The sequence below is a fragment of the Streptomyces sp. NPDC096040 genome, from assembly GCF_040303265.1.
In the GTDB taxonomy this organism is placed as follows: domain Bacteria; phylum Actinomycetota; class Actinomycetes; order Streptomycetales; family Streptomycetaceae; genus Streptomyces.
Window position 1 is genome coordinate 23,526 of the sequence record NZ_JBEOTA010000050.1, and the last position, 16,579, is coordinate 40,104.

At 70.5% G+C, this 16,579-nt stretch carries 12 protein-coding genes; 8 read left to right on the top strand and 4 right to left on the bottom strand.

The window, feature by feature from the left end:
* Positions 1-4 precede the first annotated feature (4 nt).
* Positions 5-1,018 (top strand): DNA-3-methyladenine glycosylase family protein, encoded by a 1,014-nt coding sequence (locus tag ABTY98_RS39160; RefSeq protein WP_352225923.1) that lies wholly within the window; start codon positions 5-7, stop codon positions 1,016-1,018.
* 287 nt (positions 1,019-1,305) lie between these two features.
* On the opposite strand, the gene manB is transcribed toward ABTY98_RS39160, so the two are convergent.
* Positions 1,306-2,388 (bottom strand): mannose-1-phosphate guanylyltransferase, encoded by a 1,083-nt coding sequence (gene manB, locus ABTY98_RS39165; protein ID WP_352225924.1) that lies wholly within the window; start codon positions 2,386-2,388, stop codon positions 1,306-1,308.
* A 160-nt stretch (positions 2,389-2,548) separates the two neighbouring features.
* Positions 2,549-3,931: a peptidoglycan recognition protein family protein gene (locus ABTY98_RS39170; RefSeq protein WP_352225925.1), complete on the bottom strand. Its 1,383-nt coding sequence runs from the start codon at positions 3,929-3,931 to the stop codon at positions 2,549-2,551.
* A 111-nt stretch (positions 3,932-4,042) separates the two neighbouring features.
* Between ABTY98_RS39170 and ABTY98_RS39175 the strand changes: the two genes are divergently transcribed.
* The 5 genes from ABTY98_RS39175 (at position 4,043) to ABTY98_RS39195 (ending at position 11,636) form a co-directional block, all read left to right on the top strand.
* Entirely contained in the window at positions 4,043-4,798 is a 756-nt protein-coding gene (locus ABTY98_RS39175; protein WP_352225926.1) for a TIGR03089 family protein, read from the top strand.
* Between the two features lie 75 nt (positions 4,799-4,873).
* Positions 4,874-6,019 (top strand): LCP family protein, encoded by a 1,146-nt coding sequence (locus tag ABTY98_RS39180; RefSeq protein WP_352225927.1) that lies wholly within the window; start codon positions 4,874-4,876, stop codon positions 6,017-6,019.
* Between the two features lie 242 nt (positions 6,020-6,261).
* On the top strand, positions 6,262-7,986 hold the full coding sequence (locus tag ABTY98_RS39185) for an LCP family protein (RefSeq protein ID WP_352225928.1): 1,725 nt from the start codon (positions 6,262-6,264) through the stop codon (positions 7,984-7,986).
* A 252-nt stretch (positions 7,987-8,238) separates the two neighbouring features.
* On the top strand, positions 8,239-9,855 hold the full coding sequence (locus ABTY98_RS39190) for an LCP family protein (RefSeq protein ID WP_352225934.1): 1,617 nt from the start codon (positions 8,239-8,241) through the stop codon (positions 9,853-9,855).
* A 224-nt stretch (positions 9,856-10,079) separates the two neighbouring features.
* On the top strand, positions 10,080-11,636 hold the full coding sequence (locus ABTY98_RS39195; RefSeq protein ID WP_352225935.1) for an LCP family protein: 1,557 nt from the start codon (positions 10,080-10,082) through the stop codon (positions 11,634-11,636).
* Between the two features lie 24 nt (positions 11,637-11,660).
* On the opposite strand, the gene ABTY98_RS39200 is transcribed toward ABTY98_RS39195, so the two are convergent.
* Entirely contained in the window at positions 11,661-12,695 is a 1,035-nt protein-coding gene (locus tag ABTY98_RS39200; protein WP_352225929.1) for a glycosyltransferase family 2 protein, read from the bottom strand.
* Positions 12,696-12,821: 126 nt separating this feature from the next.
* Here ABTY98_RS39200 and ABTY98_RS39205 point away from each other — a divergent pair, with 126 nt between their 5' ends.
* Positions 12,822-14,327 (top strand): LCP family protein, encoded by a 1,506-nt coding sequence (locus tag ABTY98_RS39205; protein ID WP_502994465.1) that lies wholly within the window; start codon positions 12,822-12,824, stop codon positions 14,325-14,327.
* Between the two features lie 134 nt (positions 14,328-14,461).
* Here the strand turns inward: ABTY98_RS39205 and ABTY98_RS39210 are convergent, their stop codons facing one another.
* Positions 14,462-15,010, bottom strand: a complete 549-nt coding sequence (locus ABTY98_RS39210) for an acyl-CoA thioesterase (protein WP_352225931.1) — start codon at positions 15,008-15,010, stop codon at positions 14,462-14,464.
* 119 nt (positions 15,011-15,129) lie between these two features.
* On the opposite strand from ABTY98_RS39210, the gene ABTY98_RS39215 reads away from it, so the two are divergent.
* The gene (locus tag ABTY98_RS39215) at positions 15,130-16,419 is read left to right on the top strand and encodes an LCP family protein (protein ID WP_352225932.1); all 1,290 of its coding nucleotides are present in this window, start codon (positions 15,130-15,132) and stop codon (positions 16,417-16,419) included.
* The last annotated feature ends 160 nt before the right edge of the window (positions 16,420-16,579 follow it).

Here is a 16,579-nt window from a genome sequence, read left to right on the forward strand (position 1 = left end):
TTTCGTGGCTGGACGGTTCGCTCCGCGGCCCACTCGTACGACTGTGCGGGGTGGACACGTCGTCGTACCCGCTGTCGGAGTGCCTCGGCAGGCCACCGCGGCCGGGCGGGTGCGGGTCTGGAAACCCGAAGGGGCACTTGATCTGGGGCTCGTGCTGGGGCCGTTGCGGCGAGGACCCGGGGATCCGACCTTTCGGGCCACCTCCGACGGATCCGTGTGGCGGGCCAGCCTCACCCCTGCCGGGCCCGGGACGCTTCGGGTGCGTGCGTACGGCGATGAGGTGCGCGGGGAGGCCTGGGGGCCCGGGGCCCAGTGGCTGCTGGAGCAGTTGCCGCAGATGCTCGGTTCCGCCGATGATCCCTCCCTCTTCGTGCCCCGGCACCGGGTCGTCGCCGCTGCTCGGCATCGGCGGCCGGGGCTGCGGCTGACGCGGACCGCCCTGGTGCTGGAGTCGTTGATCCCGTCGGTCCTGGAGCAGAAGGTCACGACCGACGAGGCGTACCGGGCCTGGCGGTTGCTGGTACGCAGATTCGGTGAGCGGGCGCCTGGCCCGGCGGGGGTGAGCGAGCGGCCGATGTGGGTGATGCCGACGCCTCGGACCTGGGCGTTGATTCCCTCCTGGGAGTGGCACAAGGCCGGCGTCGACGACAAGCGGGCCTCGACGATTCTGCGGGCGGTGCGGGTCGCCGCGCGGCTCGAGCAGGCCGTGGGGATGGCGGCGGAGGCCGCGCAGGCGCGGTTGGAGGTGGTGCCTGGGGTGGGGCCCTGGACGTCCGCGGAGACCGTGCAGCGGAGTCATGGGGCGGCGGACGCGGTGACGGTCGGGGACCTGCACCTGCCGGGGATCGTGGGGTTCGCGCTGGCCGGGGACCGGCATGCCGACGACGAGATGATGCTGCGGTTGCTCGAACCTTATGCGGGGCAGCGGCATCGGGCGGCTCGGTTGATCTTGTTGAGTGGGCAGGTGCCGAAGCGGCGGGCCCCGCGGATGCCTCGGGGGGACATCGGCCTGCTGTGAGGTGCGGGTGAGTGGGGGCTGGGGCGGGGGGGTTTCGCTTACCGGCGCCGGCAGGTGCCGCTGCGCCCACCCTCCCCCACTCTCGGCTTCGCCCGAGCGGGGGGACCCCCATCGCCCCAGCGGCACGACTGCCCGCAGCCACGTAGCCGGCACCTGCGCCCGCGGATGCCAAGGCGCAGCCACGACGTGCCCCGTCAGGGGCGCGGGGCTGTACCTGATGGCGGCTGCCGCCGCGGGGCGCGACCGGCCCCCGCGCGCCCGCAGCCGAGCGACCCCCTGAGCCGCCCCTACTGGTCCGAAGAGAACCGCACCGCCCCCGCCGGGATCATCGCGTCGCACCACACCCGCGCACCCTCCCTCAGCTCGTTGTCGGCGCCGACGGTCGCGCCGTCGCCGATCACCGTGCCCGTGAGGACCGCGCGTTCGCCGACGCGGGCGCGGTTGCCGATCAGGGAGTCGGTGATGACCGCGCCGGGTTCGATCACGGCGCCCGGCAGGATCGTCGAGCCGAAGACCCGCGCGCCCTCCGCCACGAACGCGCCCTCGCCCACCACCGTGCCGCCCGTCAGCTTCGCGTCCGCCGCGACCCGTGCCGTGGGCAGGATCAGGCGGTCGCCGCAGCGGCCGGGGACCGCCGGGGAGGGGGCGCGGCCCAGGACCAGGTCCGCCGAGCCTCGGACGAAGGCCGCGGGGGTGCCCAGGTCCAGCCAGTACGTGGAGTCCACCATGCCCTGGAGATGGGCACCGGCCGACAGCAGCTCCGGGAAGGTCTCCCGCTCCACCGACACCGGGCGGCCCTGCGGGATCGTGTCGATGACCGAGCGGCGGAAGACGTACGCTCCCGCGTTGATCTGGTCGGTGACGATCTCCTCGGGGGTCTGCGGCTTCTCCAGGAAGGCGAGGACCCGGCCCGTCTCGTCGGTGGGGACGAGGCCGTACGCGCGCGGGTCGGTCACCTTGGTGAGGTGGAGGGACACGTCCGCGTCCGTCGACTCGTGCATCTCCACGAGCGCCCTGATGTCCAGGCCCGTGAGGATGTCGCCGTTGAAGATCAGGACGGGGTCGTCGGGGCCCGAGTGCAGCCGGGAGGCCACGTTGCGGATCGCGCCGCCCGTGCCGAGCGGTTCCTCCTCGGTGACGTACTCGATGTGCAGGCCGAGCGCCGCGCCGTCGCCGAAGTACGGCTCGAAGACCTCCGCCAGGTAGCTCGTCGCGAGGACGATGTGGTCCACGCCCGCCGCTCTGGCTCTGGCCAGCTGGTGCGTCAGGAACGGCACACCGGCCGCCGGGACCATCGGCTTGGGCGTGTGAACCGTGAGCGGGCGCAGCCGGGTGCCTTTGCCGCCGACCAGGAGGATCGCTTCTGTCACCTGTCGTCTCTGCTTCCTGCCGGGACCGGCCGAACTCTCTGTCGGCCGGCCAGTGTATGCAGACCGTGCGACGGCGCCTTCGACGGCCGCGCGGTGCCACGCGGCATGGGTGTGCGGTTTCCCCCGACTGCCCCCGACGGCGTTGAACGCGGCCCCGCGCTCAGCGTCCTTGAAGGCGCGCGGAGCTGGTCCGGGCCGAGCCGAGTTTGGCGTAGAGCTTCGCGCCGGGACACTCGGTGGCGTACCCGTCCCTATGGCCGGAGATCACGTTCAGTCGTACGTTCTTCCCCTTTGGGTAGAGATTGCCACCTCCGGACTTCAGATATGTCTTTCCCTTCGGATTGGCCCCGAAGAGCCCGAGCTTCCATGCGGTGAGCCTGGCGATGGCGGTCACGGCGGCGGCGGACGGCTTGGACGAGCCGTATGTGCCGATCACCGCGATCCCCATGCTGTTGTTGTTGAAGCCCAGGGTGTGGGCGCCCCTGACGGCCTTCGCGACTCCCCCGGCGCGGCCCTCGTAGATGGTTCCGCACTTGTCGACGAGGAAGTTGTAGCCGATGTCCCGCCAGCCCATGCTCACCACGTGGTAGCGGTAGATACTGCGGATGACGGACGGGGCCTGGGAGCACTTGTAACCGTTGCCGGAGGCCGTGTGGTGGACGAAGGCCGCCTTGACCTTGCCCGTGTAGACGAACCCCTTCTCGCGCAGTGACTCGTCGGCGCCCCAGCCACGGCGCGTGACGATCCTCGGGCGCGGTCCGATGTACGGCTTCGCGCGCGGGACGCCGGTCAGCTGCTCCAGTTCGTCTTCGGTGGCCTGCCGGTCCAGGGCCGGGATCTCGGTGGCGCCGAAGGGCGCGAGGTCGGTGTTGACGGCCGCCGCCGCGTCGGCCTCGGTGCCGGTGCGGGGCATGTCGGCCGGCGGACCCTGGGGCGGGGTCTCCTCGCCGGGGTCTACGAGTTCGAGGCGCAGGCCGGCCGGGAGCAGGTCGTGCCCGCCGGTGGGGGTGCTGCCGCGCGGGCCGGGATCGTCGTCGAGTTCGGCACGCACGCGTACGTCGGCCCCGTCCGAGTCGCCCACCCACAGGGGCGCGGTGCCGCCGTGCACATGACCCGAGTCGGCCTCCGCCGTGTCCGGGTCGGCGCCGTGAGCGTTGTGCGTCTCGACGTCCTGCCAGCCCGACCAGTGGCCGGTGGCGGCGGACCGGGTACGGACCTGGACCAGGCCGTGCAGTTCGGTTCCGGGGTTGTCCCAGCTGACGCCGACGAGTGAGAAGTCCTCCAGGTCGTCGCGGTACAGGCCCTGTTCGGGGGCCTGGCCGAGGACCCGATCGCGGGTGCGGGGGACGAGGGGCAGTGACCGGGTGCTGCCGGCGAGGGCCCCGTCCTCGTTGGGACGGCCGCCGGCCGTCGTGGTCCGCTCCGCCGGTGCGGCGGCCGCGGACGGCATGTTCAGCGCGGCCGCGGGGAGGGTCAGGGCCGCCGCGCAGGTGACGCCGATCGAGGAAGTCAGGAATCCACGCATGCCCCTGATCTTGAACATAGTCAGACATATATGTCCATTGCGGAACTGACGGCTCGTCGGGAACGATTGCGCCGAACCGGTGGCCCCGCCGGTCGGTCGGGGCGGCGGGCGCGGCGTACGCTTGCCCGGGTGAACGCCACCGATCGCACCCCTGCCGACCTGCTGCGTTCCGCGCTCGCCGCGGACCCCGGACGCCCCCTGGTGACCTTCTACGACGACGCCACGGGCGAACGCGTCGAACTGTCCGTGGCCACCTTCGCCAATTGGGTGGCCAAGACGGCGAATCTGCTGCAGGGCGACCTCGGCGCGGAACCGGGCGACCGGGTGACCCTGCTGCTGCCCGCGCACTGGCAGACCGCCGTGTGGCTGCTGGCCTGCTCGTCGGTCGGGGTGGTCGCGGACGTGGCCGGGGACCCGGCGGCGGCCGACGTCGTCGTCAGCGGCCCGGACGCGCTGGAGGCGGCCCGGGCATGCCGGGGTGAGCGGGTCGCGCTGGCGCTACGGCCGTTGGGCGGGCGTTTCCCGCAGCCGCCGGAGGGGTTCGCCGACTACGCGGTGGAGGTGCCGAGCCAGGGGGACCGGTTCGCTCCGTTCTCGCCCGTCGATCCGGAGGACCCCGCGCTGATCGTGGCGGGGGCGGAGATGAGTGGGGCCGAGGTCGTGGAGCGGGCGCTCGGGGACGCACCGGGACTGGATCTGACCGGACCGGGGTCGCGGCTGCTGTCCGGGCTGGGGTACGACACGTGGGAGGGCCTGAGCGCGGGTCTGTACGCACCGCTCGCGGTAGGGGGATCCGTGGTGCTGTGCCGGCATCTGGAGGAACTGGGCGAGGAAGGGATCGCCAAGCGGATCGAGAGTGAGCGGGTCACCGCTTCCGCTCGCTGAGGTCGTGGGGCACCGCTCACCCGTCCGGAGTAGTTGCCGCCGCCTCCCGGCCCCACCCCGAGGCACTCTTGAGGAGTGACCGATGTCGGAGGGGCCACCGCCACCGGCGACGGCATTGCCCGGCGTCGGCGGCGGCGTTGGCTGCGGGGTACGGCGCTTGCCGCGGGGTTTCTCGCCGCCGGCACCCTCGCCTGCGGCTGGGTGCTCTACGCCCGGCTCAGTGGCAACATCACCCCCGACGAAGCGGCCGCCGCCGAGCTGGCCCGCTACGAGCGGGAGCGGCCCACGGCGCTGGTGCGGGGCGCGCAGAACATCCTCGTCATCGGGTCGGACACCCGCGCGGGGGACGGGAACCGCCGTTACGGCAAGGACCTGGGAACCGAGCGGTCCGACACCACGATCCTGCTGCATCTCGCCGCCGACCGGCGCAGCGCCACCGCCGTGTCCCTGCCCCGGGATCTGATGGTGCACGTGCCCGGCTGCCTGCGGGGCGACGGCCGCCGCAGCGAGCCCAGGTTCACGCTGCTCAACTCGGCCTTCGAGGTGGGAGGTTCGGCCTGCACCATCCGTACCGTCGAGAAGCTCACGGACATCCGGATCGACCACCACGTCGTCCTCGACTTCAGCGGGTTCAAGGACATGGTCGACTCGATCGACGGGGTGCAGGTCTGCCTGAAGCAGCCGATCAACGACAAGGCCGCCAAGCTGCGGCTGCCCGCCGGACGGGTCACGCTCGACGGGGAGCAGGCGCTGGGGTACGTACGGGCGCGCAAGTCGCTCGGGAACGGCAGCGACACCGAGCGGATGGAGCGGCAGCAGCAGTTCCTGGGGGCGCTCGCCAACAAGGTGCAGGGCAGTGACGTACTGCTGAACCCGGCGAAGCTCTATCCGCTGCTCGACGCGGCGACCTCCGCCCTCACCACCGACCCCGAGCTGGCCAGTCTGCGGGGTTTGTACCAACTCGTCCGTGGGCTACGGAACATCCCCACCGAACATGTGCAGTTCCTCACCGTTCCGAGGGAGCCGTATGTGTACGACTCCAATCGTGACCAGCTCGTGGAGGACAGGGCGGACGCGCTTTTCGCGCTGCTGCGGGCCGACAAACCGGTGCCGGTCACCAAGGACAGCGCCGGCTCGGGCGAGAAGGACGCTCCCTCTTCCGGGAACTCCCCGGCGCCCGGGTTTCGCGGGAACACCGCCGCCGAGGACAGTTGCGCGTAAAGCACCAGCCAAGGCGGCGAACTTCCGTGCCGTTCATTGTCAGTTATATGAGATGGATTGCCCGGTTGTAGGGAGGACGAATTTGTCACTGGAGTCACTTGACGCTGAACTGGACGGATAGTGTGAGCCCTCCGGTGCACCCGGCCGCGAGGTCTGTCCTGAGGTCGCGCACTGTTAACCGTGACCGAGCGCCTTGATGGGGGGAAGGCGCCGCGTGGCCCCGACGGAGGATTCGGACAACCGTGGACGCGCAAGGCCGTGGGCGGGCGGACGACATCGATCCCGCAGACCAGTGGGTGCTCAATCCGAACACCGGCGAATACGAACTGCGACTGGCACCTTCCGCACCGCAGTCGTCGGTTCCCGGACCGCGCAGACCGACTTCGTCACGCACCGACGCGGGCGGGACGCGGGAGACTCCGGGCCGGGAGACCGCGGGCCGGGAGATCCCCGGGCAGCGCAGGCGGCGGAGCGAGCCCGAGCCGGCGGGGCGGCGCTCACGGCGGCCGGTGAAGAAGAAGTCGAAGGCCAGGAAGGCGCTGCTGTGGACCGGCGGGTCGATGGCCTTCGTCCTGGTCGCCGTCTCGGCCGCCGGCTATCTGTACCTGAAGCACCTCAACGACAACATCACGTCCGTCTCCGACGACGGCGCGAGCACCGGGGGCTTCAGCAAGGACAAGGCGATCAACCTGCTGGTGATCGGCACCGACAAACGCACCGGCGCGGGCAACGAGGGGTACGGCGACGCGGGCAGTGTCGGGCACGCCGACACCAACATCCTGCTGCACATCTCCAAGGACCGCTCCAACGCGACCGCGCTGAGCATCCCACGCGACCTGATCGTGGACATCCCGGACTGCCCGACCGAGCAGTCCGACGGCACCACCAAGGTCATCCCGGGCACCACCGAAGTCCGCTTCAACACCAGCCTCGGGCAGGACGGCCGTACCGCCAGCTGCACCGTGCGCACGGTGACGGAGCTGACCGGGATCAAGCCCGACAACTTCATGGTGGCGGACTTCAACGCGGTCAAGACGCTCACCGACGCGGTCGGCGGGGTCGAGGTCTGTCTCGCCAAGGACATCGATGACAAGCAGTCGCATCTGAAGCTGTCCAAGGGCACCCACAACATCTCCGGCGAGACCGCGCTGGCCTTCGTGCGCACCCGGCACTCGGTCGGCTTCGGGGGTGACCTCAGCCGGATCCAGCTCCAGCAGCAGTTCCTCGGCGCGCTGATGCGCAAGCTCAGCTCCAACTCGACGCTCACCAGCCCGACCAAGCTGCTGAAGCTGGCCGAGGTCGGCACCAAGGCGCTGACCGTCGACTCCCAGCTGGACAACATCGGCAAGCTGAAGGACCTCGGTCTGGAGCTCGGCAAGCTCAACCCGAAGAACCTGACCTTCACCACCATCCCGGTCGTCGACAACCCGGCCGAGAAGGTCAAGGCCACCGTCGTACTCAACGAGACCAAGGCCCCCCCGGTCTTCCAGGCCATCAAGGACGACGTCTCCTTCACCGACGTCAAGAAGAAGCAGGCGCAGGCCAGCAAGGACGCGGCGGCCGCCCGTCTGGAGGGCACCAAGTCGGCGGCCTCCGAGGTGCGGGTGCGGATCCTCAACGGCGGGGCCCCGGCCGGCAGCGCCCAGGAGACCCTCAGCTGGCTGCAGAACGAGGAGGGCGTCCTCAAGTCGGAGAACGCCGGCAACGCGGACGCCGCGCTCGGCAAGACCACCCTGGAGTACGCCCCCGACCAGGCCGCCCAGGCGCGCGAACTGGCCTCCCTCATGGGGCTGTCCGGTTCGGCGCTGAAGCCCGGCAAGAGCGTGACCAACTCCCAGGGGCTGCCCGCGATGACCCTGACGCTGGGCAAGGACTACCAGGGGGCGGGGGTGTCCCTCACCACTCCGACCAAGGCGCCGGACGTGGACAGCAAGACCACCGCGGACAAGGTGACCTGCGCCAAGTAGCGACAAGTGGCGTGCGGGAGCCGGGAGTTGCGGGGAGTTGCCCCCTGACGACACCAAGTAACAGCGAATAAGCAGGTAACCCTATGGGTCCGTCATGCGTCTAACCGGGCGCGGGGCGGACCCGTGTGGTCCGTGGGGCGTCCGACGGGGGGCGTCGGCGGCGGGCCGGTGCGCGGCATCGCGCAGGGTGGGGAGGGCAGGGAGTTGACGCAGAGCGATGTACGGGGGGAGGTGCCTGCGGTCGAGGACACGATGTCCCTCGCACCGAAGGCACCCGGGGCGCCGGACGGCGCCGACGGCGGGCGTCGCAAGGGCGACTCGAACGGCTCGAACGGCTTGACTGGCTCGAACGGTGGCCGGCGGAGACGCGGTCGGCGCGTGCTGCGCTGGTCGGCGACCGTGCTGTCGGTGGTGATCCTCGGTACGGCCGGTGCCGGGTACCTCTACTACGAGCACCTGAACGGCAACATCCACAAGGGCGAGCGCAGCAGCGGCGACTCCAAGGCACGGAAGACCGCGCCGAACGCGGCCGGGCAGACGCCGATGAACATCCTGCTGATCGGCTCCGACAGCCGTAACTCCGCCGAGAACGTGAAGCTCGGCGGCAGCAAGGACAACGTCGGCAACCCGCCGCTCGGCGACGTCCAGATGCTCATCCACCTGTCCGCGGACCGCAAGAGCGCGTCGATGGTGAGCATCCCCCGGGACACCCGCGTCGACATCCCCAAGTGCACGGACCCGCACACCGGCAAGGTGTTCCCGGCGACCAACACCATCATCAACGAGTCGCTGGCCCGCGGCGGCGCCGGCTGCACGCTGGCCACCTGGGAGAACCTCACCGGGATCTACATCGACCACTGGATGACGATCGACTTCGCCGGTGTGGTGAAGATGGCCGACGCCATCGGCGGGGTCGAGGTCTGCGTCAAGCAGAACGTGTGGGACCACCCGACGACGGCGGTGCGCGGCGGCTCCGGGCTGAAGCTGACCGCCGGCACCCACAAGGTGCAGGGCAAGCAGGCCCTGCAGTGGCTGCGCACCCGGCACGCCTGGGGCAGCGACCTGATGCGGGCCCGCGCCCAGCACATGTACCTCAACTCGATGATCCGGACGCTCAAGGGGCAGAACCTCTTCACCGACACCCCGCGTCTGATGAACCTGGCGGAGGCGGCCACCAACTCGCTGACGGTGTCCGAGGAGATCGGCACCGGCAAGGAGCTGTACGACCTGGCCATGCAGCTGAAGTCGGTGCCGACCAACCGCATCACCAGCGTGACCATGCCGAACGTGCCGGACCCGCAGAACGTCGACCACGTCGTGCCGGACGCCGCCAACGCCGACAAGATGTGGCAGATGCTCCGCGACGACGTGGCGTTCGACAAGAACGGCAAGGACTCGGGCGGCTCGGGCGCGAAGAAGAAGAGCACGGCGACCAAGTCGCCCTCCGTCCCGGCCGACCAGCTCGGGGTACTGGTGCAGAACGCCACCGGCACCTCCACCGCGGCCGCGGTCTCCGGCCGGGCCCGGGCGATGGCCACGGAACTCGCCGGCAAGGGCTACACCAGGGCGGCGGCGGACACCTCGACGGCCGCCGAGTCCGTGGAGAGGTCGGTCGTGGAGTATCCGAGCGCGGACATGCAGGGTGATGCCCAAGCGGTCGCCAAGGCGCTGGGGATCCCGGTCGGCCAGGTGAAGCAGACCACCGATGTGTCGGGAGTCACCCTCGTCGTCGGCGCGGACTGGCGCGACGGGATGACGTATCCCAAGCAGTCCGCGCCGAAGGCCGGTGAGCTGCCCGACAACTCCGACGCCATCAACGGCTCGGACACCAAGCAGTGCATGGACGTGTACGCGCCCTATCGGTGGTAGCCCGCGCCCCGGTCCCATACAAGGTCATTACAGGCGGCACGATCCCTTCACACACAGGACCGCACAGGTAAGCACAGGCAACTCCTAAACGACTGCATGACACTGCCGCCGTGCCCAGGTGCCCGGGAGTCGGGTGTGGCGGCAGTGGCGAGTGGGAGGGCGGGCAGTTGGTGCGCGGCAATGTGCGAGGGGAGGTGTCCGACGTGGCCGTGGTCGATGACACGATGACCCTGACGCCCCAGGGCGGTGGCGGTCGGCACGGCGGCGGACGGCGCAGAGGCGAGGCCGACGGTGACCGCGGGCGGCGCAGCCGCCGGGTGCTGCGCTGGTCGGCCTCGGTCGTGGCCCTGGCGATAGCGGGCACCGCCACCGCCGGATACCTCTACTACGAGCACCTCAACGGCAACATCAAGAAGGAGTCCCTCAACATCGGGGACTCCAAGGACCGCGCGGCCGCGTCCAAGGCGAACGCGGCCGGGCAGAAGCCCCTGAACATCCTGCTGATCGGCTCCGACGCCCGGGACACCGCCGAGAACCAGAAGCTGGGCGGCGCCAAGGACATCGGCACCGCCGCCCGCGCCGACGTCCAGATGCTGCTGCACGTCTCGGCCGACCGCACCAACATGTCGGTGGTGTCCATGCCCCGCGACACCCTGGTGGACATACCGAAGTGCACGGACGCCGACACCGGCAAGGTCTACGCGGCGACCGCCGACACCATGACCAACGCCTCCCTGGAGCGCGGCGGCCCCGGCTGCACGGTGGCCACCTGGGAGAAGCTCACCGACATCCATGTCGACCACTTCATGATGGTCGACTTCTCGGGTGTGGTGTCCATGGCGGACGCGATCGGCGGGGTGCCGGTGTGCGTGGACGCCAACATCTACTCGCGCACCTCCTCGGGGCACGGCTCGGGCCTGAAGCTGGAGAAGGGCACCACCTCCGTCAAGGGCAAGCAGGCCCTGCAGTGGCTGCGCACGCGGTACGGCTTCGAGGACGGCAGCGACATCGCCCGCACCAAGGCCCAGCACATGTACATGAACTCGATGGTCCGCCAGCTGCGCTCCAACGCGACCCTCAGCAACCCCGACAAGCTCCTCAAGCTCGCCGAGACGGCCACCAGGGCACTGACGGTGGACGACCGCCTCGGCACGGTCACCAAGCTCTACGACCTGAGCAAGGAGCTGAAGAAGGTCCCCACCAAACGCATCACCATGACGACCATGCCGTGGGTGTACTCCTCGGACGGCAACCGCGTCCTGCCCAAGCCCACCGACGCGGCCAAGCTGTGGCGGCTGGTCCGCGAGGACATCGCCCTCGACGGCAAGGACAAGAAGAAGACGACGACCACGACGACGGTCACCGACAAGGCGGCGGCCGACGACGAGATCGCCGTACAGGTGCAGAACGGCACCAGCAGCGGCACGCAGTCCGCCGTCACCGGCAGGGCCGCCGCGGTCACCGGGCTGCTGGTCGGCAAGGGCTTCACCAAGGCGGCGGCCGACTCCTCGGCGCCGCTGAGCGAGGACCGGACGCTGGTGCGCTATCCGAGCGCCGACCTGGCGGGCGCCGCCCAGCGGGTCGCGAAGGCGCTGGGCATCCCGACCGGCCAGGTGAAGAAGTCCGCGGACGTCGACGGGGTCACGCTGGTCGTGGGCGCCGACTGGCGCTCGGGCACGAAGTACACCGCCGACGACGACACCACCCCCGCCTCGGCGAGCGCCCTCAACGCCGCGGACACCAAGGCGTGCATGCACGTCGACCCGGACTACACCTGGTAGTCCGGGCCGCTCTCCAGGCGGTGCTCAGCTGGAGGAAGGGCTGAGCACCGCCGGGCGGCGGGACGCGATGACCCGCTTCGCCAGGGACTTGGGGCTGGTCAGGAAGCCGTACCCCCACGACATGTGCATGGTGGCGAGGGCGAGCGGGATCCGGAGCCGGGCCCTGAGCGGCAGCCCCTTGCCGGCCGGGAGGGACCCGGCGGCGATCGCGGCGAGATAGCCGCCGGGGATCACGAACCCGAACGGGGTGACCAGGGCGCCTACGACGATCCCGGCCGCTATCGCGCACACCGCCGTCGGCGGGGCGAGATAGCGCAGGTTGATGGAGCCCTCGTGGTAGCGGGCGACGACGTGCCGCCAACGGCCGTAGTCCTTGTACTGCTTGGCGAGGGCCTTCACCGACGGCCGCGGCCGGTACGACACCTTCAGCTCCGGCGAGAACCAGATCAGGCCACCGGCCTCGCGGATCCGGAAGTTCAGCTCCCAGTCCTGGGCGCGGATGAACTCCTCGTTGTAGCCGCCCTGTTGCTCCAGCGCCTCGCGGCGGAAGACACCGAGATAGACGGTCTCGGCGGGGCCGGCCTCGCCGCCGGTGTGGAAGGCGGCGTTGCCGACGCCTATCTTCGAGGTCATGGCCGCCGCGACCGCGTGCTCCCAGGCGTTCTCGCCCTCGGCGTGCATGATGCCGCCGACGTTCTGCGCCCCGGTCTCCTCGAGCAGCCGTACGGCGGTGGCGATGTAGTTCGGCGAGAGCATGCCGTGGCCGTCGACGCGCACCACGATCGGATGCCGGGAGGCCTTGATCGCGGCGTTCAGCGCGGCCGGGGTGCGGCCGGTGGGGTTCGGGACGGTGTGCACACGCGCGTCTTCTGTCACGAGCTGAGCCGCGATCTCGTCCGTGCGGTCCGTGGACGGACCGAGGGCGATGACGACCTCCAGCTCGCCGGCGTACTCCTGCGCGAGGATCGCTTGGACGGCCCCGCGCAGATGCCGCTCCTCGTTGAGGACGGGCATGATCACAGAAACTGCGGGGTGCCGCACGTCGGGCTTGGCGTTCATAGGGGCCTCACGTTACCGCGAACGGGGGACACCGGTGCGCGCCGCCGGGGCCAAGCCGTGGGCTGAAGGTCGTATCGGCCTACGGTGCTCACGGATCCCACGTACGGCCCCGTCCGGAGGTGTCCTTTGCCCGCCAGCCCGCCCCGGTCCGCCGCCCGGCCCGCCCCGCCGCAGCGCCGACCGCAGCCCACCCGTCAGGCCCCGCGGCCGCCGGTACGACCCACGAGGCCCCGGCGGCCGCGCTGGGCCATGCGGGCGGTGACCACACTCTCCGTGGTGGTGATGGCGTCGGCCGGCATCGGGCACTCGGTGATGGCCAGTCTGGACGCGGACATCGCCCGGGTCGACCCCTTCAAGGACATGAAGAACCGTCCGGCCCAGGGCCACGGCATGAACGTCCTGCTGGTCGGCACCGACGGCCGCGACAAGATCACCGAGGCGGAGCGACGCCGGTACCGGCTGGGCGGGGCGCCCTGCCACTGCACGGACACGATCATGATCGTGCACATCTCGGCGGACCGGGAGCGGGCGACGGTCGTCAGCCTGCCGCGCGACTCGTACGCCGAGGTACCGGCGCACACCGACGAGACGACGGGCCGGGCGCACGCCGCCCACCCCATCAAGCTGAACGCGGCCTACGCGGAGGGCGGCCCGCAGCTGACCGTCCGCACGGTCGAGGCCATGACCCATCTGAAGATCGACCACTATCTGGAGGTCGACTTCCTCACGTTCATGCGCACCGTCGACGTGCTCGGCGGGGTCCGGATCTGCACGCCCCAGCCCCTGAAGGACTCCTACACCGGCCTCGACCTCTCCCCCGGCACCCACAGACTGAACGGCGGCCAGGCCCTGCAGTACGTCCGCGCCCGGCACGTCGACGCGGCGAGCGACCTCGGCCGGATGAAACGGCAGCAGCGGTTCCTGGCCGCGCTGATCGGTCGGGTGTCGTCGTCGGGAGTGCTGCTCAACCCGATCAGGTTCCGGGACGTGACGCGGGCGGTGCTGGGCTCGGTTCGGGCCGACACGGGCTTCGGCACGGACGAGTTGCTTGACCTCGGCCGGGCGATGCGGAGCTTCTCCCCGTCCTCGTCCGAGTTCACCACCGTCCCCATCGGGCAGCTGGCGTACCCGGTGAAGGGCATCGGCTCGACGCTGAAGTGGGACCAGGCCAGGTCGGACCAGCTGTTCCGGTCCCTGCGCGAGGACAAGCCGCTGGCGCCGCCGGCACCCGAGCGGCCCGCCGGGCCGGCGCCGGTGACCGTGGAGGTGGCGCCGGCACAGATCCATGTCCAGGTGGAGAACGGCACGGGTACGACGGGGCTCGCGCGGCGGATGGACGCGGCGCTGGCGGCGGCGGGGTTCGCGACGAACCGCCAGCCGGTGACCGCCGCCCGGCACGACGTGAAGCGGACGGTGATCTCCTTCGACCCCCGCTGGGACCGCTCGGCCCGCTCACTGGCGGCGGCCCTGCCGGGCAGCGAACTGCGGGCGGTGAGGGGGATGGGCCCGGTGCTGCGGGTGACGGCCGGGGCGGACTTCAAGGGGCCCGCGAGCGTCCGGAAGGTACGGCCCGATGATCCGGCGCCGCAGGGCGAAGCCTCTGTCATCAGGGGAGATGAGACGGTTTGCTGAGGATCGTGTTTCGGCTGCGGGTGCGTGGGGGTTGTTCGCGCGGTTCCCCGCGCCCCTGAGTTCAGGGGCGCGGGGAACCGCGCGACAAGCCCCCACCGGGCCGCAGCCGAAACACGACCCGGGGCGGCACCGCCCTAGTCCTCGAAGCCCTCCGCCACCCTGCGCTCGCGCAGCTCCCGAATCTCCCGGCGCCGCGCCAGCCGGTGTGTCCGGCGGATCTGGGCCTCCTGATGACGCCGGCGGTCCTTGTCGGTCTCCGGTATCACCGGCGGCACCCGGCGCGGCTTGCCGTCGGCGTCCACCGCCGCGAAGACCAGGTAGGCCGAGCCGACCTGGGTGGCCGGGGCCGACTCGTTCCAGCGCTCGGCGAGGACCCGGACCCCCACCTCCATGGACGTTCGGCCGGTCCAGTTGACCTGCGCCTTGACATGAACCAGGTCACCTACGCGGACCGGCTCCAGGAACGCCATCTCGTCCATGGACGCGGTGACGGCGGGACCGCCCGAGTGGCGCCCGGCGACCGCGCCCGCCGCGTCGTCGACGAGCTTCATGATCACACCGCCGTGCACCGTGCCGAGGAGGTTGGTGTCGTTGTGGGACATGATGTGGCTCAGGGTGGTCCGAGACGCGGACGTCGGCTTGCCGGGAATATCGGACTCCGCCTCGGGGGCCTGGTCTGTCATGGCCCCTACCTTATGCCGAAGTGACAATCACGGAATTTGTGTCGGGTTCGCAACAGCGGCGCCCTGATTTCCCGACGGCCCTTGTAAGAGGTACAGGCGCTGCCTGCACACTGGGGCGCATGAGCGAATGGCCCGAGGGACGGTCGGACGACAACCGCGGCAACCGGTACGGACGCGGTAGCGCGAGCGCGCAGCCTGAGGGCGCCCGCGTGATGCGCCAGGTACGACGCGGGGAGCCGTCGGCGCCGCCGTACGGCGGCCCGCAACAGGGGGGCGGCGGCTACGCCGGTGTCCCGCAGCAGCCGGCGTACGGCAACGGGTACGACGACGGCGCCGGATACGACAGCGGCTACAACACCGGCCAGGTCTACGGCGGCGGCCCCGGGGGCGGGGGACCCGGCGGCACCCGTGAGCGCGGCCCGCGCCCGGCTCCGAACTGGCGCAAACGGATCAAGTGGACGGCGATCACGGTCGTGAGCGTGCTGATCGTCACATCCGTCGCGACCTACTTCTGGGCCGACTCCAAGCTGCACCGGGACGTCGACCTGTCGAAGGTCATCGACCGTCCCGCGGCCGGCGCCGGCACCAACTACCTGATCGTCGGTTCCGACAGCCGCAAGGGCATGTCGGACGCTGAGAAGAAGGCACTGCACACGGGGTCGGCCGAGGGCCAGCGCACGGACTCGATGATGATCCTGCACGTCGGCAGCAACGGCGACACGCTGGTCTCCCTCCCCCGGGACTCGGACGTGGAGATCCCGTCGTACCAGGGGTCGACGACCGGCAAGGTCTACCAGGGCACCGGCCGGCACACGAAGCTCAACGCGGCCTACGCCGAGGACGGCCCGACCCTCCTCGTGCGCACGGTCGAGTACAACACCGGGCTGCACATCGACCACTACGTGGAGATCGGCTTCTCCGGCTTCGCGAACATCGTGGACGCGGTCGGCGGGGTCACGATCGACATCGACAAGGGCTTCAAGGACAAGTACTCGGGCGCCGACTTCAAGGCGGGCAAGCAGACCATGAACGGCGAGCAGGCCCTCGCCTTCGTCCGCACCCGGCACGCCTTCGCCGCGTCCGACCTGCAGCGCACCAAGAACCAGCAGAAGTTCCTGGCGGCGCTGGCCCACCAGGTGGCCACCCCCTCGACGATCCTGAACCCCTTCAAGCTCTACCCCACCCTCGGCGCGGGCCTGGACTCCCTCACCGTCGACAAGGACATGAGCCTGTGGAACCTGGCCTCGATGTTCTTCGCGATGAAGGACGTCAACGGCGGCAACGGCACCTCGATGAACATGCCGGTTTCCGGCTCCACGGGCGGCAACCTCGTCTGGGACAAGGCGAAGGTCAAGACCCTGGTCAGCGAACTGAAGAACGACGAGAAGGTCACCGTCAGCGGCAACTAGGGCGCGTTCTGGGTTGAGATCACGGGATCGGTCATTCCCGCTCCAGGAGGGCGCTGGCTACGGTAGACCGGTCGCGTGACTCGTGGTGATCTGACCGATGCCGAGTGGGAGTTGGTCGAGCCGCACCTGCCGCTGGGTGCGTTTGGGCCGATCCCTGACC

Coding starts and splice junctions, on each gene's coding strand:
- ABTY98_RS39195 (WP_352225935.1), top strand. CDS start 10,080: ATGACCCTGACGCCCCAGGGCGGTGGCGGTCGGCACGGCGGCGGACGG.
- ABTY98_RS39170 (WP_352225925.1), bottom strand. CDS start 3,931: ATGTTCAAGATCAGGGGCATGCGTGGATTCCTGACTTCCTCGATCGGC.
- ABTY98_RS39215 (WP_352225932.1), top strand. CDS start 15,130: ATGAGCGAATGGCCCGAGGGACGGTCGGACGACAACCGCGGCAACCGG.
- ABTY98_RS39190 (WP_352225934.1), top strand. CDS start 8,239: ATGTCCCTCGCACCGAAGGCACCCGGGGCGCCGGACGGCGCCGACGGC.
- ABTY98_RS39200 (WP_352225929.1), bottom strand. CDS start 12,695: ATGAACGCCAAGCCCGACGTGCGGCACCCCGCAGTTTCTGTGATCATG.
- ABTY98_RS39210 (WP_352225931.1), bottom strand. CDS start 15,010: ATGACAGACCAGGCCCCCGAGGCGGAGTCCGATATTCCCGGCAAGCCG.